The sequence below is a fragment of the Phyllobacterium trifolii genome, assembly GCF_014192095.1.
Classification (GTDB): Bacteria; Pseudomonadota; Alphaproteobacteria; order Rhizobiales; family Rhizobiaceae; genus Phyllobacterium; species Phyllobacterium trifolii.
This window is the reverse complement of the sequence record NZ_JACHXN010000012.1, coordinates 1-15,402: the sequence shown is the minus strand read 5'-3', so window position 1 is coordinate 15,402 and position 15,402 is coordinate 1. Positions and strand designations below refer to the sequence as shown.

The 15,402-nt window shown below is 52.7% G+C and carries 13 protein-coding genes; 5 read left to right on the top strand and 8 right to left on the bottom strand.

Going from position 1 to position 15,402, the window contains the following annotated elements; translation table 11 throughout:
• Positions 1-5: 5 nt before the first annotated feature.
• A complete protein-coding gene (locus FHS21_RS31820) occupies positions 6-620 on the top strand; it encodes a hypothetical protein (RefSeq protein ID WP_512699176.1) in 615 nt (204 codons plus the stop codon).
• Between the two features lie 3 nt (positions 621-623).
• Here the strand turns inward: FHS21_RS31820 and FHS21_RS18065 are convergent, their stop codons facing one another.
• Positions 624-1,826: an alpha-hydroxy acid oxidase gene (locus FHS21_RS18065; RefSeq protein WP_112523685.1), complete on the bottom strand. Its 1,203-nt coding sequence runs from the start codon at positions 1,824-1,826 to the stop codon at positions 624-626.
• A 179-nt stretch (positions 1,827-2,005) separates the two neighbouring features.
• On the opposite strand from FHS21_RS18065, the gene FHS21_RS18060 reads away from it, so the two are divergent.
• On the top strand, positions 2,006-2,929 hold the full coding sequence (locus FHS21_RS18060) for a 2-hydroxyacid dehydrogenase (RefSeq protein WP_183663540.1): 924 nt from the start codon (positions 2,006-2,008) through the stop codon (positions 2,927-2,929).
• A gap of 12 nt (positions 2,930-2,941) precedes the next feature.
• Here the strand turns inward: FHS21_RS18060 and purU are convergent, their stop codons facing one another.
• From purU to cobG, 5 genes are all read right to left on the bottom strand, one after another.
• Positions 2,942-3,796, bottom strand: coding sequence for a formyltetrahydrofolate deformylase (purU, locus tag FHS21_RS18055; protein ID WP_112523679.1), 855 nt, complete (start codon positions 3,794-3,796; stop codon positions 2,942-2,944).
• A gap of 111 nt (positions 3,797-3,907) precedes the next feature.
• A complete protein-coding gene (gene cobJ / locus FHS21_RS18050) occupies positions 3,908-5,353 on the bottom strand; it encodes a precorrin-3B C(17)-methyltransferase (RefSeq protein ID WP_112523676.1) in 1,446 nt (481 codons plus the stop codon).
• Positions 5,350-6,090 carry a precorrin-2 C(20)-methyltransferase gene (locus tag FHS21_RS18045; RefSeq protein WP_112523674.1) on the bottom strand — a complete coding sequence of 247 codons (741 nt, stop codon included), beginning with the start codon at positions 6,088-6,090 and terminating at the stop codon, positions 5,350-5,352. Before FHS21_RS18045 ends, cobJ begins: the two co-directional genes overlap by 4 nt.
• On the bottom strand, positions 6,090-6,716 hold the full coding sequence (locus FHS21_RS18040; protein ID WP_112523671.1) for a precorrin-8X methylmutase: 627 nt from the start codon (positions 6,714-6,716) through the stop codon (positions 6,090-6,092). The genes FHS21_RS18045 and FHS21_RS18040 overlap by 1 nt, the downstream gene beginning before the upstream one ends.
• Positions 6,709-8,091: a precorrin-3B synthase gene (gene cobG / locus FHS21_RS18035; RefSeq protein ID WP_183663538.1), complete on the bottom strand. Its 1,383-nt coding sequence runs from the start codon at positions 8,089-8,091 to the stop codon at positions 6,709-6,711. The genes FHS21_RS18040 and cobG overlap by 8 nt, the downstream gene beginning before the upstream one ends.
• A 120-nt stretch (positions 8,092-8,211) precedes the next feature.
• Here cobG and cbiE point away from each other — a divergent pair, with 120 nt between their 5' ends.
• Together cbiE and FHS21_RS18025 are read left to right on the top strand one after the other, a co-directional pair.
• Positions 8,212-9,426 (top strand): precorrin-6y C5,15-methyltransferase (decarboxylating) subunit CbiE, encoded by a 1,215-nt coding sequence (cbiE, locus tag FHS21_RS18030; protein WP_312879900.1) that lies wholly within the window; start codon positions 8,212-8,214, stop codon positions 9,424-9,426.
• A gap of 113 nt (positions 9,427-9,539) precedes the next feature.
• Positions 9,540-10,349 carry a mechanosensitive ion channel family protein gene (locus tag FHS21_RS18025; protein ID WP_183663534.1) on the top strand — a complete coding sequence of 270 codons (810 nt, stop codon included), beginning with the start codon at positions 9,540-9,542 and terminating at the stop codon, positions 10,347-10,349.
• 461 nt (positions 10,350-10,810) lie between these two features.
• Here FHS21_RS18025 and FHS21_RS18020 read toward each other — a convergent pair whose 3' ends face one another.
• Entirely contained in the window at positions 10,811-12,532 is a 1,722-nt protein-coding gene (locus FHS21_RS18020; RefSeq protein WP_183663532.1) for a P-loop NTPase fold protein, read from the bottom strand.
• A gap of 628 nt (positions 12,533-13,160) precedes the next feature.
• Here FHS21_RS18020 and FHS21_RS18015 point away from each other — a divergent pair.
• Positions 13,161-14,522: a hypothetical protein gene (locus FHS21_RS18015; protein ID WP_183663530.1), complete on the top strand. Its 1,362-nt coding sequence runs from the start codon at positions 13,161-13,163 to the stop codon at positions 14,520-14,522.
• Positions 14,523-14,825: 303 nt separating this feature from the next.
• Here FHS21_RS18015 and FHS21_RS31560 read toward each other — a convergent pair whose 3' ends face one another.
• Positions 14,826-15,068 (bottom strand): helix-turn-helix domain-containing protein, encoded by a 243-nt coding sequence (locus FHS21_RS31560; protein ID WP_376772146.1) that lies wholly within the window; start codon positions 15,066-15,068, stop codon positions 14,826-14,828.
• Positions 15,069-15,402: the final 334 nt, after the last annotated feature.

Genomic DNA, 15,402 nt, shown 5'->3' with positions numbered 1-15,402 from the left:
GGTACATGAATGTCGATTGCGACGAGTATTTTATTTATGACGAGTGCGAGACAAGAAAGTTGCCCGAGCTAATTGCGGGATTGCAAGCAAAGGGGGTGCTGCACTGCCCGGCACCGATGATCGATTGTTATCCATCGGCCTCTCTCAAGTCGGCGGTCTTCGACGGCTCCTTGGGCGTCATGCCTTGGGAGATCGCCAACACTTTCGATCGGCAAGGATATAGACTGTTCCGCACCAGCTCGGCCATGTCTATGATGGGAGGGCCAAGAGACAGGTTATTGGACTATCCCGAACACTACGATGAACTGATGAAATATCCGCTGCTCTACGTGGAACATGATATCGCATTTACCATCAGCATCCATAAACCATGGCCATTCCACCGCAACTTTTCTCCCATCTACGGCTCACTCCTGCATTTCAAATTTTTCAGTGAAACGGAAGACTTCGTTAAAAAGGCGATAGAAGGCGGACAATACTTTAAGGGTTCTCGCGCTTACAAGACGATGCTGGAGGCTATCACGGCTGGCAGACTCGACAACCTTACTTCGGATGTCTCCGTAAAGTTCGAAAATTCGAAGCAGCTGTCCGGTCTTGGCTTCTTCAAGAGTGTGTTCTAGGTCTTACGCGCCGGCCGCTCGGGTTTGCTTCTTCTTCACTTGTGCCATTCGGGGTTTTGTTTCGAGGCCGCTCTTGTAGAGATTGTTTCGATCGAGAACCTTGACGTCGCGCTCGCCGCATAGGGCCATCGTAATATCGAGCTCCTTGCGGATGATCTCCAATGCCTCAGTGACGCCTTTTTTTCCGCCGGCACCCAGACCATAAAGAAAGGCACGACCGATATATGTGCCCTTGGCTCCGATGGCGAGCGCCTTCAACACATCCTGTCCAGATCGGATACCGCCGTCGAAGTGCACTTCAATCTTGTCGCCAACGGCGTCGACGATATCTGCAAGAACCGATATGGACGAGGGTGCACCATCAAGCTGGCGGCCACCATGATTGGATACGATGATTGCATCGGCTCCAGTCGCCGCCGCCATTTTCGCATCTTCGACATCGAGAATGCCTTTGATTATAAGTTTGCCGCCCCACCGTTCCTTTATCCAGGTGACATCGTTCCAGGAGAGGCGTGGATCGAACTGTTCAGTTGTCCAGACTGACAGGGATGATAAATCGCCCACGCCTTTGGCGTGGCCGACAATATTGCCGAACGTACGGCGATTGGTTCTGAGCATCTCCATACACCATTGTGGACGAGTAGCCATTTGCCAGATGTGTTTCGGTGTAAACTTCGGGGGGGCAGAAAGACCGTTACGCAAATCCTTGTGGCGCTGGCCCAGAATCTGGAGATCAAGTGTCAGAACCAAAGCCGAGCACTTGGCAGCTTTGGCACGGTCGATCAAATTATAGATGAAGTCGCGGTCGCGCATTACATAGAGCTGGAACCAAAAAGGCTTGGTTGTAACCGATGCGACATCCTCGATTGAACAGATACTCATTGTTGAGAGCGTGAACGGAACGCCGAATTCTTCGGCCGCCTGGGCCGCCAGCATCTCGCCATTTGCATGCTGCATACCAGTCAAGCCGGTTGGTGCGAGAGCGACAGGCATGGAAACTTTCTGGCCGACCATCGTGCTTTCGAGGGTACGGTCCGTTATGTCGACCGCAACACGCTGGCGCAACTGGATCTTGCGGAAATCCTCTTCGTTCGCGCGATAGGTGCTTTCCGTCCATGCACCGGAATCGGCGTAGTCGAAGAACATTTTTGGTACGCGCCGCTTGGCGATTTCTTTCAGATCGGCAATTTCAACTGTCTTTATCATGTTCCGTCCCGCAGCAATGGTGCGATGGTTTTCACACCAATGCATCCAAAAAGGCAAGCGCCAACTCAAGAAATGACCACAGATAAAGGCATACTTCATAAGCAAATGGTTTGTCTTTAATGCCCGAGTGTAGCTATTGTCCTAACTCGGTCTGGCAGCACTCGACAGGATACGATTTGATGGAAAAACAACCTCTCCTCTTGCTTGGCCCTCTCATGCCGTACCTAACGGAGGAGTTGGAGAAGCGATACACAATTGAAAAGCTCTATGAGGAAACAGACGCTCTGGGCTTTCTGCAGCAAAATGCAGAACGCTTTCGCGCGGCGGTCACGAGTACGTTCACTGGCCTCAAGGCGGATATGATCGATTTGCTGCCTGCACTCGAGATCGTTTCTTCGTTTGGTGTCGGCACGGATTCACTCGATATTGCGTACGCGGAGACCAAGGGGATAAAGATCGCCAATACGCCGGATGTTCTTAATGAAGACACGGCAAATATGGCGATCACACTTCTGTTGGCTGCTACCCGCGACATTGTTGCAAACGATCGTTTCGTCCGGGAGGGACGCTGGACAAGAGGGGAAACACCACCCCTGGCCTTGGGAATCGAAGGCAAGAAGATCGGACTGGTTGGGCTCGGTCGGATTGGCAGTGTCATCGCAAGAAAGCTGACCGCGTTCGGTTGCGAGGTGGTCTACCACACACGCAACAAGAAACACGATGTTTCCTACGAGCACTACCAAGATTTGGTAGAAATGGCCCGCAGATGCTCTGCTGTGATCGCAATCTTGCCCGGCGGGGATGCAACGAAAGGCGTCATTTCGCGCGACGTCCTGCAGGCGCTTGGCCCCGAGGGAACCTTTGTCAATATCGCACGCGGCACCGTCGTCGATGAAACCGCCTTGGTCGAGCTTTTGCAATCAGGAGAACTGGGGCGCGCCGGCCTCGACGTGTTCGTGGACGAACCGAACGCTCCCGAAGCCCTGTTTGCACTGAATAATGTGGTGTTGCAGCCGCATATGGGCAGCGCCACGGTCGAAACGCGTAAGGCGATGGCCGACCGTGTCGTTTCCAATCTGGACAACTACTTTTCAACCAAGTGAAGGCGCGGGCGTCTATCCGAATACTACCGTCTTGTGACCGTTGAGCATGACGCGCGATTCGAGATGTTTCTTTACTGCCCGCGCCAGCACGCGGCTTTCGATGTCGCGGCCGGTAGCAACGAAATCTTCTGCACTCATGGCATGGGTAACGCGTTCGGTCTCTTGCTCGATGATGGGACCCTCATCGAGGTCAGGCGTCACATAATGCGCTGTCGCGCCAATAAGCTTCACGCCGCGTTCGAAAGCCTGGTGATAAGGCTTGGCGCCCTTGAAGCTCGGCAGGAACGAATGGTGGATATTGATGACTTTGCCAAACAACCGTTTAGACAAATTGTCTGACAGGACCTGCATATAGCGAGCCAGGACTACAAGGTCAGCGCCGGTGTCCTTGACGATCTTGAGCAGCGCCTCTTCTTGCTCGATCTTGTTGTCCTTGGAGACCGGCAGGACGTGGTAGGGAATACTTTCATGTTCGGCAAAGCGGCGGCTGTCTTCGTGGTTGGAGACGATCGCAGCAACATCGGCGTCCAGCCAGCCAACCTTGATCTGGTAGAACAGATGCAACAGCGCATGGTCGAACTTGGAAACCATGATGATGATCTTCGGCTTTTTGGATTGGTCGACAAGGCTGGTTTTCATGTCGAAGCGTTGAATGGCGGGTTTCAAAGCCCGTTCGACATCATCCTTGGTTGTGCCTTCGGCTGCCGTGAAGGCGATGCGCATGAAGAAGCGATTTGTCTGTCTGTCCCAGAACTGATTGCTCTCGGCAATATTCGCGTCCATGCCGGCAAGCTCCGTCGTTACCGACGCAACGATACCCGGTCGATCTTCACAGGAAAGGGTAAGGACATAATTCTTGTCTGGCATGATATCTCCGGGTGCAGGCGATCTGATCTTGGAGGATCATAATGAGCAGCGTCGAACGGCGTCGATACAAAAGCGAAGCGCTCAGTCCTTTTTCCGGCATGGACTTTCTGTTCAACCTTCGGGCTTGGTTCCGTACCAGCGGGGCGTATAGACCCATTTGCCGCCGGGCCTGCGTTCAAAACTGCGCGTGAGCGACGATCCGACAATGATCACCGTTCGCATGTCCACCTGATCGGGGGTTAGCTCGGCAAGCGCGATGACACGCAAGGTTTCCGCAGGACGGCCGATATCTCGACCAAGGACGATAGGGGTATCAACATTCCGGTACTTGCGCAGGATATCGATGGCGCGTGGCAGTTGCCAGGGACGATGCTTTGAGATTGGATTGTATAATGCCATTGCAAGGTCTGCTTCGGCCGCCAATGCAATGCGTTTCTCAATGATCTCCCAAGGCTTCAGATTGTCGGAAAGCGAAAGAACACAGAAGTCATGACCGAGTGGTGCACCACTACGGCTGGCTGCCGCCAACGCAGCGGAAACCCCGGGCAGTATTTCCAACTCCACAGCATGCCAGGAGACGTCCGCAGATTCATGCAATGCCTCGACCACTGCAGCAGCCATGGCGAAAACACCGGGATCACCGGAAGAAACCATCACGACGGACCGGCCCGTTGCGGCAAGCTTGAAAGCGTGTCGCGCGCGCTGCATTTCTTCGCGATTGTCGGTCATATGCAGGGTCTGGTCTGAGCGGAAAGGTCCAGCCATGCGGACGTAGGTCTCATAGCCAAGCACATCGTCAGCGTTGTTCAGTTCCCGTTTGACCGCCGGAATCATAAAATCGGGGTTCCCTGGCCCGAGACCGACCACCGCAAGCCGCCCACGTTTGTGGTCAGCCAGCGTAGCTTCCGCGGAGGACGCGCTCTTGAAATCTGTCGGCTTGCGCTGAAAAACCAGATCGCCTTTTTGGGGTGCAACATCCGACAACGTAACCAGAATGCGCAGTTCCGCGTCGTCATCCAGAGGAAGGTTGGCGTCCTGAAGCCAAGGTGCGTCCCCCTCTATTCTAACGGTTTTGCCCCCAAGCAAATCAGCAATGAACATCTTGGCGTCCTCGGGATTTTTCAATTCGAAGCCCAGGGGAGGGTTGAGCAGGCAAGTGCCGAACCGGAGTTCACCTGATGTTGTTATTGCGGGTGAGACCTCGAGAATAGCTGCAACCTGCCGGGCAAGAACGTTCACGCCTGTTGTGCCACCCAAGAGGGGAACAACGGAACTGCCATCATCAGCGACCGCCAGAACGGGCGGTTCGGCTCCCTTGTCACCAAGAACCGGGGCGAGGGAGCGGATAGTAATGCCGGCGGCGCAGAGAGCGATGACTGCATGACCGTTCTCATAGAGCTGTCGGACTGTTTCGCCGAAGTTCGTGTAGGAGATATCGGCGCCTTCGACGCGGGCTTCCAACCCATAGATAGTTACTCCCGGCATGCTCGCTTTGATTCGCAATGCGGTTTCCATGCCGAGCGCCGAAAGGACCAATATGGCTATCGGATATGTCATCCGGCGCTACCCGCCCATTTCTCTCCCGGTACGAGAATCAATGAGAAATAGGGCGAGGATTCCGGATCGACTTCAGCCAGTGGAATGATGCGTTGTGCCTCCATCGTTGCTCGTTCGACATAAAGCGCCCGATCGAGCAAGCCAAGATCGTCGATTACACCACGCACTTTCGCGAGGTTTTTACCAAGCTTCATGATTGCTGCGGCTTCGGTAGCGGCGAGCCGGGTCTTCAAATCTTGTGCAGAAAGGACACCGGAGAGAACGGTAAGCGTCTGATTACGATAGACCAGAGGTGCACCAAGCACGGCGGCTCCGCCCAGGATGGAACAGACACCTGGCACGACTTCGGTTTCGTAGTCTTCAGCCAGTCTGTCGTGGATGTACATGAAGGAGCCGTAGAAGAATGGATCCCCCTCGGCGATAACCGCGACATCAGTTCCCGCGTCGAGATGGGTGCGCAAAAGCCCGGTTATCTCGCCGTAGAAATCGCTGACGATAGCGTCGTAGTTCATATGCGCGGGTAGTATCTCCGTCGTAACTGGATAAATTAGCGGGACAAGGAGTTGCTTCTCATCAAGATAGCGCTCAACGATGGCCAAGGCGTTACCCTTCTTGCCTTTGGCTGCATGATAAGCGACCACCGGGGCCGCCTGAAGCAGACGCAACGCCTTCAATGTAATGAGTTCAGGATCGCCGGGACCAACGCCCAGTCCAAAAAGCCGCCCGGGCTTTGGCATTATTCTTTCTCCGACGCGAGAGCATTGATCGCTGCGGCAGCCATGGCACTGCCGCCTCGGCGGCCATGCACGACGACATAGGGAATTCCGCGGCTGTCCTCGGCAAGCGCCGCCTTGGATTCCATCGCGCCGACAAAGCCGACTGGAAAGCCGAGAATCAGCGCCGGTTTCGCAGAACCTTCGTCGATCATTTCGAGCAATCGGAAAAGGGCAGTGGGCGCATTGCCGAAGGCAACAACTGCGCCCGCTAGGTTTGGGCGCCATAGTTCCAACGCTGCGGCGGAGCGGGTATTTCCCATGTCGAGCGCCAATTTGGCAACCGAGGGATCTCCTAGCGTGCAAATCACCTTATTTCCGGCCGGCAGACGCGACCGTGTGACACCCTCCGCAACCATACGTGCGTCACACAAAATCGGTGCGCCCCTCAGTAATGCGTTGCGACCAGCCGCTGCGGCATTCTCGGAAAACGCCAGATCCTGTATCACATCGACCATGCCGCAAGCATGGGCGACGCGCACGGCCAGCTTTTCCAGATCGGCTGGAATGCCCTTCAAATCGGCTTCGGAACGAATGATAGCGAACGAGCGATCATAGATCGCCTGACCGTCGCGGATATAGTCAAGCATATAGTGGCCCCCCAGAGCCGGAATTCTCACCGATCAATTCGGCAGCTTCGTCGATAGTGACATTGGCAGCCAATAGCTTGCCAAAACGCGACGGTCCATTGGTCGCGCACAGAAAGATGTCGTAACGTCCTGTGGCAGTTGCCACGAGCGTGATGGGTTTTGCCGAGGGCGACGCACAGGATTTGCTGCAACCGCTCATATGGATTTGCGGAACTGCGGGGCTACCCTTCAATAGCGACGCGAGCTTCAGCCCGTCTGACTGGCTGGCTGCGAGAGCCGAACCGCATCCCGCCGACCCAGAACAGCTGATCATCGTCGCAAGTGCTTTTTTAGGATCGGTGCCAAGTCCGAGTGCTTCGAGCGCAGCGAGCGTAGTTTTTGCATCGTCGATTGAAACTTGCGGCAAGAGGACGCTTTGCCACGGCGTCATGCGTAGTTTTGCGTTGCCATACTTGTCGGCAAGTTCCGCAAGCGATTGCAAAAGGTACGGATCAAGACGGCCAAGTGGAGGCATGGCGCCTACAAAACAGTTTGAGTTGTCCACTTCCGGCCAGATCCCGAGATGGCCATTTTCCCGGGCAGGGGCTCTGCGCCAGTTCGCAATCTTCTCATTTCGCAACGGAGCTCCGAGGCGCAGTTCGAGCTGGTCTACGAGATAGTCTGCCCCCGTCTCGCCTATCATATGACGCAGGCGCGAAGCTTGCGGGTGTGCACCGCACCATTCGATGAAGATATCGAGAATGCCAGTGATGAGCCCCAATGCTTGCCCGGTTGCAACGCTGCCTAGAGCAGGCTGAGCATCGGCTTGTGGGGGCGGCACACCTGCAACGCCGAAGGCGAAGCGCGGCGCACTACTTTCCAGATCGACAGGACTCAGCCAAAGATCATGGGGGTGATCAACCATCGCAACGCTTTCGCCTCCATCAATGAGAATGGAAAATTTAGGCGAAAGAGTCTGGTAGAGCAGATTCGTCTGCACGATTGTCAGCACGCGCAAGGCGAGAGGCCGCACGTCCGGCAGCGTCCGGTCAAATCCAACAAACGGGCTGATCATCACATTGCGAACGTCATCGCCTCGGTCGTTCAATGGGCCGAGCCCTGCTTCCAGCAAAGCCGCGACTAACGATTCTTCCATATCCGGACGCACACCGCGAATTTGCAGATTGGCACGATTGGTGATTTCGATCGTGCCGTTGCCACAACGCTGTGCTGCATCCGCGACGCAGCGCGCCTGAACTGCGCTCAGATCGCCAAAGGTTAGTTTCAAACGGCAGATACCGCCGTCGAGGGCCTTTGCCATGCGGAACAACCCCGGGCAGGCAGAGCGCCGTGCCTCGACGGTTGATCGCTGTATGGTGGTTGTTAGATGGCTCATGGCGTTGTCAGTTTTACAGGATGCCTCGGGGCGTGCCAACCTTTCTCATAGCACCCCGCTTCGTTGACCCATCAAGCGGTTTCGGGCATGCATGGTAGGCACAAAAGGATGGAATGTATGATAGCGCGGTGGCTGACGATTATCGGGATCGGTGAGGATGGATATAGTGGTCTCGGTCAGAATGCCCGTGATGCCCTCGCAGGTGCTGGAACGATTTTCGGCGGCAAGCGCCATCTGGATCTGCTGCCCGAAGCGCTGACTGCTGAACGTATTGCATGGCCCAGCCCATTCTCGGATGCGTACCCCATGCTCCTTGCCTTGCGCGGCCAACCTGTCGCTGTGTTGGCCAGCGGCGATCCGATGCATTTCGGCATGGGCGCTACACTGACGCGATATGTCGCCGCCGATGAGTTGCGAATAATTCCAGCTCCTTCATCATTCTCGCTAGCGGCAGCTGCCATGGGCTGGCCGATACAAGAAACGCAGCTGCTCAGCGTTCATGGCAGGCCGATCGAGACACTATTCAAGGCGTTCGCCCCCGGAGCAAGATTGCTCATTCTCAGCAATGATGGCGACACACCTGCCCAGGTTGCGCGGATGCTGAGTCAAACGGGTTTCAACTCGGCGCAATTGACTGTACTAGAGCATCTGGCGGGTGTGGCGGAGCGGCGAATTGACGGGACTGCAGAAGCCTGGAGCCACCCTCGCTGTGCCGATCTCAATGTGCTTGCTGTGGATTGCGGCAAAGCGATCCCACCAGCCCGGATCTATTCTACGTGTGCCGGTTTGCCCGACGCAGCGTTCGAACATGACGGCCAATTGACCAAACGGGATATCCGCGCCGTTACACTGGCGCATCTTGCGCCGCTGCCGGGCGAGCTCCTATGGGATGTCGGGGCGGGCTGTGGCTCGATCGGCATTGAGTGGATGCGCGCACACAGTTCGTGCCGGACCTTGGCTATTGAAGCCAATGACAAGCGGCAATATTTGATCCTGCGCAACAGCCGGGCGCTGGGTGTGCCTGATCTGCAGATTGTTCGCGGTGAGGCACCGGCGGCTTTGCAAGGACTCGCAGAACCCGACGCCGTCTTCATTGGTGGCGGCATGACCGATGAGGGGGTAATGGAGGCGTGCTGGGAAGGCCTCAAGCCAGGTGGGCGCCTGGTTGCCAATGCTGTGACAATTCAGAGTGAAATGGCAATCGTTGGCTGGCGCTCCGCCCATGGCGGCGAACTCACAAAGCTTGCTGTTTCGTACGCGCAACCTCTGGGTGGTTTTGATACGTGGCGTTCTTCTCTGCCGGTTACTGTCTATGCTGTTCGCAAGCCGATGTGATTGTCCATTCAACGCAGGAAACATTGTGAATATTTACTGGCCTTTTACCTTCAATAGGGGAACCAGCGTCGCAGTTTTAAGGTTGGTATTCTCTTGCCGGAAAGGAATCTCTCATGGAACTTGATCCTCAGAACGCGTTCTCCGCAATTCAGACTGGCATTCGTGAAGCAAGTGCCCTTGTTGTTGCTTACGCGTTCTCGGTAATTGGCGCGGTTCTGTTGCTGATCATCGGATTCGTTGTCGCAGGTCTCGTCGAGCGCTGGGTCTATGCCGGGCTTGGGCAAGTCGGCGGTTTCGACCTGACACTACGCCGCTTTTTTTCCAAGATCGCACGCTATGTGGTGCTCGGCCTTGTCGTGGTTATGGTGCTCGGTCAATTCGGCATCCAGACGGCCTCGGTTATTGCCGCCATCGGTGCAGTTGGCTTGGCAATCGGGCTGGCTTTACAAGGAACTCTGCAGAATATCGCAGCAGGCATCATGCTGTTGGCGCTCCGTCCCCTTCGCATTGGCGAATATGTGGAGGTGGGCAGCATAAGCGGGACAGTCGAAGAAATTGGACTCTTTGCGACGCGACTACGTGCAGCCGACGGCATATACATCCTTGCGCCAAATTCGACACTTTGGACTCTGCCCGTGAAGAACTTTACCCGGAACGGTATTCGTCGCAATGACATCACGATTGCTGTTTCCAATGAGGATGATTTGGACCAGGTGCAGAAATCCTTGATTGAGCTGACTGAAACCGACAAGCGAGTCAAGAAAGACCCGGCTCCCTCAGCCTTTGTGGCCGAACTGGGTGATGCGACCGCAGCAATAACATTACGCTACTGGACTTCAGTCAACGAATATCAGTCTGCCAAAGCCGATCTTAACAAAAGCGTGCGGACTACGATGGCAGCTAAAGCAGAGTCGAATCGCTAGTTTGGCGAACAACCAGACAATAACGCCTCATTGACCCCGGACATCAAAAAAGGACCGCTTCGACTACAGATCGAAGCGGCCATAAACTTAGTATAGGGCATATCACTACACGATATTGCATTTGCTTTGCAACTGCAAGTACCGCTTTCGAATGAGTACAGCATGGACGCATTCTGGATCGTTCCTTGACCGAAAAATGCGCTGGAAGGCAGTATGGTGATCCCGACTGGATTCGAACCAGTGGCCTACAGATTAGGAATCTGTCGCTCTTTTAAGAACGGGCAAATTGTTACCACAGGTTACCAGTAATACGCAGCGTTGCCATAGAGAAGGGGGCGGCGCTCTGTTAACGCGGCCGTAGCCGGCCCCTTCTCGGTGCCGTGAGCTGGAAGTATTAGTGCCCGGGACCCACCGCAGGTGGGCTTGTAGAGCAGAAATTCGGAAAATTGGTTTCCGATGGGTTATACAGCGTCATCGGAAGCGTTGGCTGCTGCGTCGAGCGCACCATCTTTGACTACAACTCCGTATTTCGCGACCCGCCTGGCATTTATGTCGGACTCCTTTCCAATAAGCCTCAAGGCATCTTTGGTCCGTTTAGATATTTCTTTCATTGTGTCAGATGCGTTGACGATACCATCGAACTGGAGCGCTCCGGCAATCATCTTGGCCAAGTTTTTTCCGGAGCTTGCTTTAAGGACGTTGTAGTATTGGTCGACTGGGGCTGTTGAAAGCGCTACCAGCACCTTTTCATTCCATCCATCTTTGAGAGTTAAGAGCAATTCGGAAACATCACGCTTGTCTTCCAATGTTGCGCATTTGGCATTGAAGGCGGCTATTACATTTGGATCCGTTATATCGCCCCTCCAAGGATACTCCTCTAAGTCAAAAAACTTTCGATTGCCATTTCTGTGCTCGACGTAGTGATTAATCATCTCCACTGCTTGAGCATCACGACCAAGCTCCTTAAATAGTACGACTGTACCGTTGAGATCCATAGGCGTTATATATTTGAATGTTTTCATATACGACGCGTAGATCGTATTGAGTACCTCTTCTTGATCATCAGCAAAAGAGTTGTGATACGTGCGCCAAGCATCCGCGAATGACCCGTCGGCTTTTGTAGCCAAAACCTTTTCGTGTAACTGCGCGGCATGCATCAACACCTTTTCAGCATCGAAATAACCGTTCTTGATCCCGTCTATTAGAGCCAGATCGAATTCGTCCGACCACCTATAGCCATAGGCCGCCAAAAGCGCGTTCCAAGCTATCTCCTTCGGTGACAGCTCGTTTTGCGTTTCCTGGCCAAAGAGACTTTTCGCTTTCTTAGTCATCAAAAATTCGATGGTGGGGGCTTCGTCAGGTTGGTGATACGACCAGCCAAACAGCGCTAAGGATGCTGAAACTTGTTTAAATACATCATGGTCGAATGTTTCAAGAACCGGAGATATTGAGCGAGTAGCTCGTTCGATTTTTCTAATGACTCGAATATTTTTTATGCCAAGAGCGCCGCAAAGCTCACCAACTCGCTTGCTGATCGGGTCGTCATTCGGCAAAGCAATGGCAACACATTCGTCGGGAGATGGTGCGAAATGCAGGGAGACATCGACTACTTTTTCAAGATAGGAGTCAAATTTCGCTCGATCAGATTCGGCTAGAGCTTCGTCGTTTAGCAACAACACAATTTTGCATTGTCTCTCTTCCTTGAGGAATGAGATCAAACCAAGCACGTCGGATGCTTCGAGCTTGGATCCTTTGCGCTCGAGGTCGTCGATACAGATAATCTGATTTCGAACAGCTAGAAAGAAAACAGGTGCTGCCCCAGTCGCGTAATTCTTGGCGACCGGAAGATGCTTAAGCAGCCAAGCGAATTTTCGACCGAAGCCCTCTGCCGATTCAATGGTAGACGTCAAAGTGTCCAAGCTTGCGCCTTCGCTCGCTTGGCTCTTTTTCATGGTTGTCTCGAAAATCGAGTATTTAAGCTCTTCTAAAGAATTCACGCCAAACAGCGAAACGTAGGCATATCGTTCCATTGCGAGTCCCTTGTCGGCTTTACTTGCAACCTCGAGATGTCGTTTCCAACTGAACGTTTTTCCTACACCCCATTTACCTTTTATGCAGAGCACATCTGGAGCGGAGGATGCCAAGAATTGAAGTATCTCGTTTTTTACCAAATTAGACGACATTTCCACTCCTCAAGCTCAAAAGTTGACTTCGAAAGCAGGCTCCTATTTAGGGAGTGGTTTGCGTTCGCCCCTTACCCACCTTTACTTAAAGGCAGTCACTGTTTACTAATCATGATTGTCTTTATTGCTCGCGGCCGCGCGCTTGAACAAGTCATTTGGTGGGAGTCAGGCGCTTAGATCGCATATGCATTTGGTTTCCTAAAATCGAATATGTTTGATGCCGCAGCAATGTTCCAAACTTGATGTTTAGCGTCTTTATACTGTTTCTCTTTAGAGGAGGCCTACAAGAGATTTTGGGCATTATCCCATGAGCACTGCGTTAACGACGGTGCCCAGTAATGGCATGCTGGGCGGAGCACCGCTCCGTGTATACTCCAAAGTTGTTATCAAGAAGGATTGACCCCCCTACGGACGTAATGACATACATGGCGTAACCGGGTAGCAACCACGCGTCGAAAAAAGTCGCCCGACTTTAGCGCTTTCACTTGCAAATTCGATGTGTTCTTTTCCAATCACTTGCCGGAAAATCTTCTTCATCCACCCTTACCTCGCCGCGTGTTGGCTTCGACCTTAAACTTGGCTCGAGCTATTAGGCATGAACGTCCACCCCCGATCAGCGGTTTCGCTTATGAGCATGAATTCAACAACAATAATAAGGGAAATCGAAGCATTTGGAGAACAATGGCTTCACACTCTTAAGGAGACGGAGTCGGCCATTAAGTCAAAAAACTTCGATATGGCATCAGACCATGTAACTCTAAATGGTGCCAAAGATCGTGGAAATTACGTCAATCGACAGGGATACCGACATCTGCGAAATGCCGTCGAGTCAATCCTCCACGATCTGGGAATGACTCGACGTCTGTCACATTCAACGATGGAAAAATTCGTGACCAAGGAGTTTTTTGAGGAGATTTCAAGACTTGAGAACGGAAAGAAGAAATTCTCCGTCGCGGCCGTAATCCACCGCGCGAAGTCGCACGTTATCTCCATTAAATGGGCTGATGGCTCCTATGTATTTCCGGTTCTTTTCGCGCCATATGCCAAGAATTCAGATTTCAGAATGGGGCCGGCACGAATAGTTTCAAAGGATATTTTTCTCAGAGAACACGAGCGAAATCTAACAAAAGAGAGAGCCGAAAGCAAAAAAAGTTCAGTCGAATTTTTGAAGGAATGGGATTCTTATGTGGAAAGGTACGATCATTTTATAATCATCGAAATATGCGGATTTGAGCTGGATCTAGCATGGGATATTGGAAGAGAGGTTGCAGAATTCTGCCTTAACTTGATCCGGATGGTTTTTGGTTACTACCATACCCGTCACATTAAACTTTCAGGCGGGTTCATCTGGGATGAGTTGGCCACCAAGCTGATGATTTCGAAAGATGGAAATGCAGGGTTTTCGTCAAGTCGTGGTCCATGGGGCAGCCATCTGAACGATGATTGGATCGACATGTTCAATAATCGTCTCAGCCCAATGTCCGGCACGCTCGCCAGTTTATGTGCACTCTTGGCAAGTGGGGAATACGTAGGAACACCTATACTTGAACGCCAGCGATACGCGCATCAACTTATCGCAGAGGCATATTGCGAACCTCACGATCACATCAGATTGGTTCGATTAATTTCAGCCCTCGAAGCATTTGCCGTAATAGAAAAAAATGACAAAGCCGAAACGCTGGCTGTAAATTGCTCACAAGCTGGTGGGTTTTCCCAGACGAACACCGCCATGGAGATCCATGCGGGAGTCATGAACGCCTACAAGGTTCGGAACAAAATTGTCCATGGAGATGGTGCATCCCCGGACGAGATCAGCGGTGCGTTTTTTGGTATTGAACACCATCTCCTCGACATAGTCGAAGGTTATACAATTTTATACGTTGGAATCTGGAACATCGCGAACCCAAAGCATGTCAACCATCTTCGGAGGGAATTGAAGAAGAGAATTACAATGTTCTTTTGGAATTCGGAGTTAGCGCTATCGAAATGAATGTCGGCATCCCCAATACATGTTGATTCGATCTTTCCCGACATCAAGTCCCATTCGGTTGATCGTTTCAGGATCTCCGGGGCGATTTCCGACCGTAGACAAGCGTTAGGTTCCGCCTCAGGGCCAGGCAGTGCAAAAAGCTTGCCATAAATTCTCTCGCCAAAAAGCTGACGAAAATGTTTCGAATCTCCGAAATCGAGACAAATAAGAAGCTGCAAATGAGATAATGGTGACGCATGGCGGCGGCCTTTTTCGGTGTTGTGGATTGATATTGCAGCTCGGCTTGGCGAGGGTTTGGTAGATTTAGTTCTCGCGGAATCTCATTCCCGGGCCGCTCCCGTTCGACGGCGGCAAGAATTCGATTCCTGCCTTCTCGAGTATCTCATGAATCCTTTTCACCGTAGCAAAGCCAACGGTGGCATCGCCATTTTCGAGCCGCATGAGCGTATGTCGACCTATACCAGCGCGCTGGGCCATCTCTTCTTGGCTCAGGCCGGCAAGGACTCGTGCTGCACGCAGCAAACGAATGGAATAATCGATTGTCATATTTGACAAGAACGGACGGGCTTGCGTCGTTGTCAACATTACGACTTTTATGGCGCTATATACAACAAAATGTTATTTACATACGACAAAAAGTCGTATAGCAAGGATTCATTATTGGCTCAATCTGCAAATGATTCGTTCTTCGTCAAACGTTATGACCCGATCAAAGGGGCACAGCCTGAGATTTAGGAGTTATTATGCAAAGATCTCGTAGGCCACTTCACGCAGGCCTCAAGAATTCACCTGCGACATTTCTCGCATATTGTTCGCTGGTAAAATCGTGCCGGGGCCTAGCACCTTTATGGGCCGGCGAATCCTTCGTTTTAATTGTCAT

Excerpts from the sequence above, each read along its gene's own strand:
- FHS21_RS31820 (WP_512699176.1), top strand. The coding sequence starts at position 6 with ATGAATGTCGATTGCGACGAGTATTTTATTTATGACGAGTGCGAGACA.
- FHS21_RS18065 (WP_112523685.1), bottom strand. The coding sequence starts at position 1,826 with ATGATAAAGACAGTTGAAATTGCCGATCTGAAAGAAATCGCCAAGCGG.
- FHS21_RS18060 (WP_183663540.1), top strand. The coding sequence starts at position 2,006 with ATGGAAAAACAACCTCTCCTCTTGCTTGGCCCTCTCATGCCGTACCTA.
- purU (WP_112523679.1), bottom strand. The coding sequence starts at position 3,796 with ATGCCAGACAAGAATTATGTCCTTACCCTTTCCTGTGAAGATCGACCG.
- cobJ (WP_112523676.1), bottom strand. The coding sequence starts at position 5,353 with ATGACATATCCGATAGCCATATTGGTCCTTTCGGCGCTCGGCATGGAA.
- FHS21_RS18045 (WP_112523674.1), bottom strand. The coding sequence starts at position 6,090 with ATGCCAAAGCCCGGGCGGCTTTTTGGACTGGGCGTTGGTCCCGGCGAT.
- FHS21_RS18040 (WP_112523671.1), bottom strand. The coding sequence starts at position 6,716 with ATGCTTGACTATATCCGCGACGGTCAGGCGATCTATGATCGCTCGTTC.
- cobG (WP_183663538.1), bottom strand. The coding sequence starts at position 8,091 with ATGAGCCATCTAACAACCACCATACAGCGATCAACCGTCGAGGCACGG.
- FHS21_RS18025 (WP_183663534.1), top strand. The coding sequence starts at position 9,540 with ATGGAACTTGATCCTCAGAACGCGTTCTCCGCAATTCAGACTGGCATT.
- FHS21_RS18020 (WP_183663532.1), bottom strand. The coding sequence starts at position 12,532 with ATGTCGTCTAATTTGGTAAAAAACGAGATACTTCAATTCTTGGCATCC.
- FHS21_RS18015 (WP_183663530.1), top strand. The coding sequence starts at position 13,161 with ATGAGCATGAATTCAACAACAATAATAAGGGAAATCGAAGCATTTGGA.
- FHS21_RS31560 (WP_376772146.1), bottom strand. The coding sequence starts at position 15,068 with ATGACAATCGATTATTCCATTCGTTTGCTGCGTGCAGCACGAGTCCTT.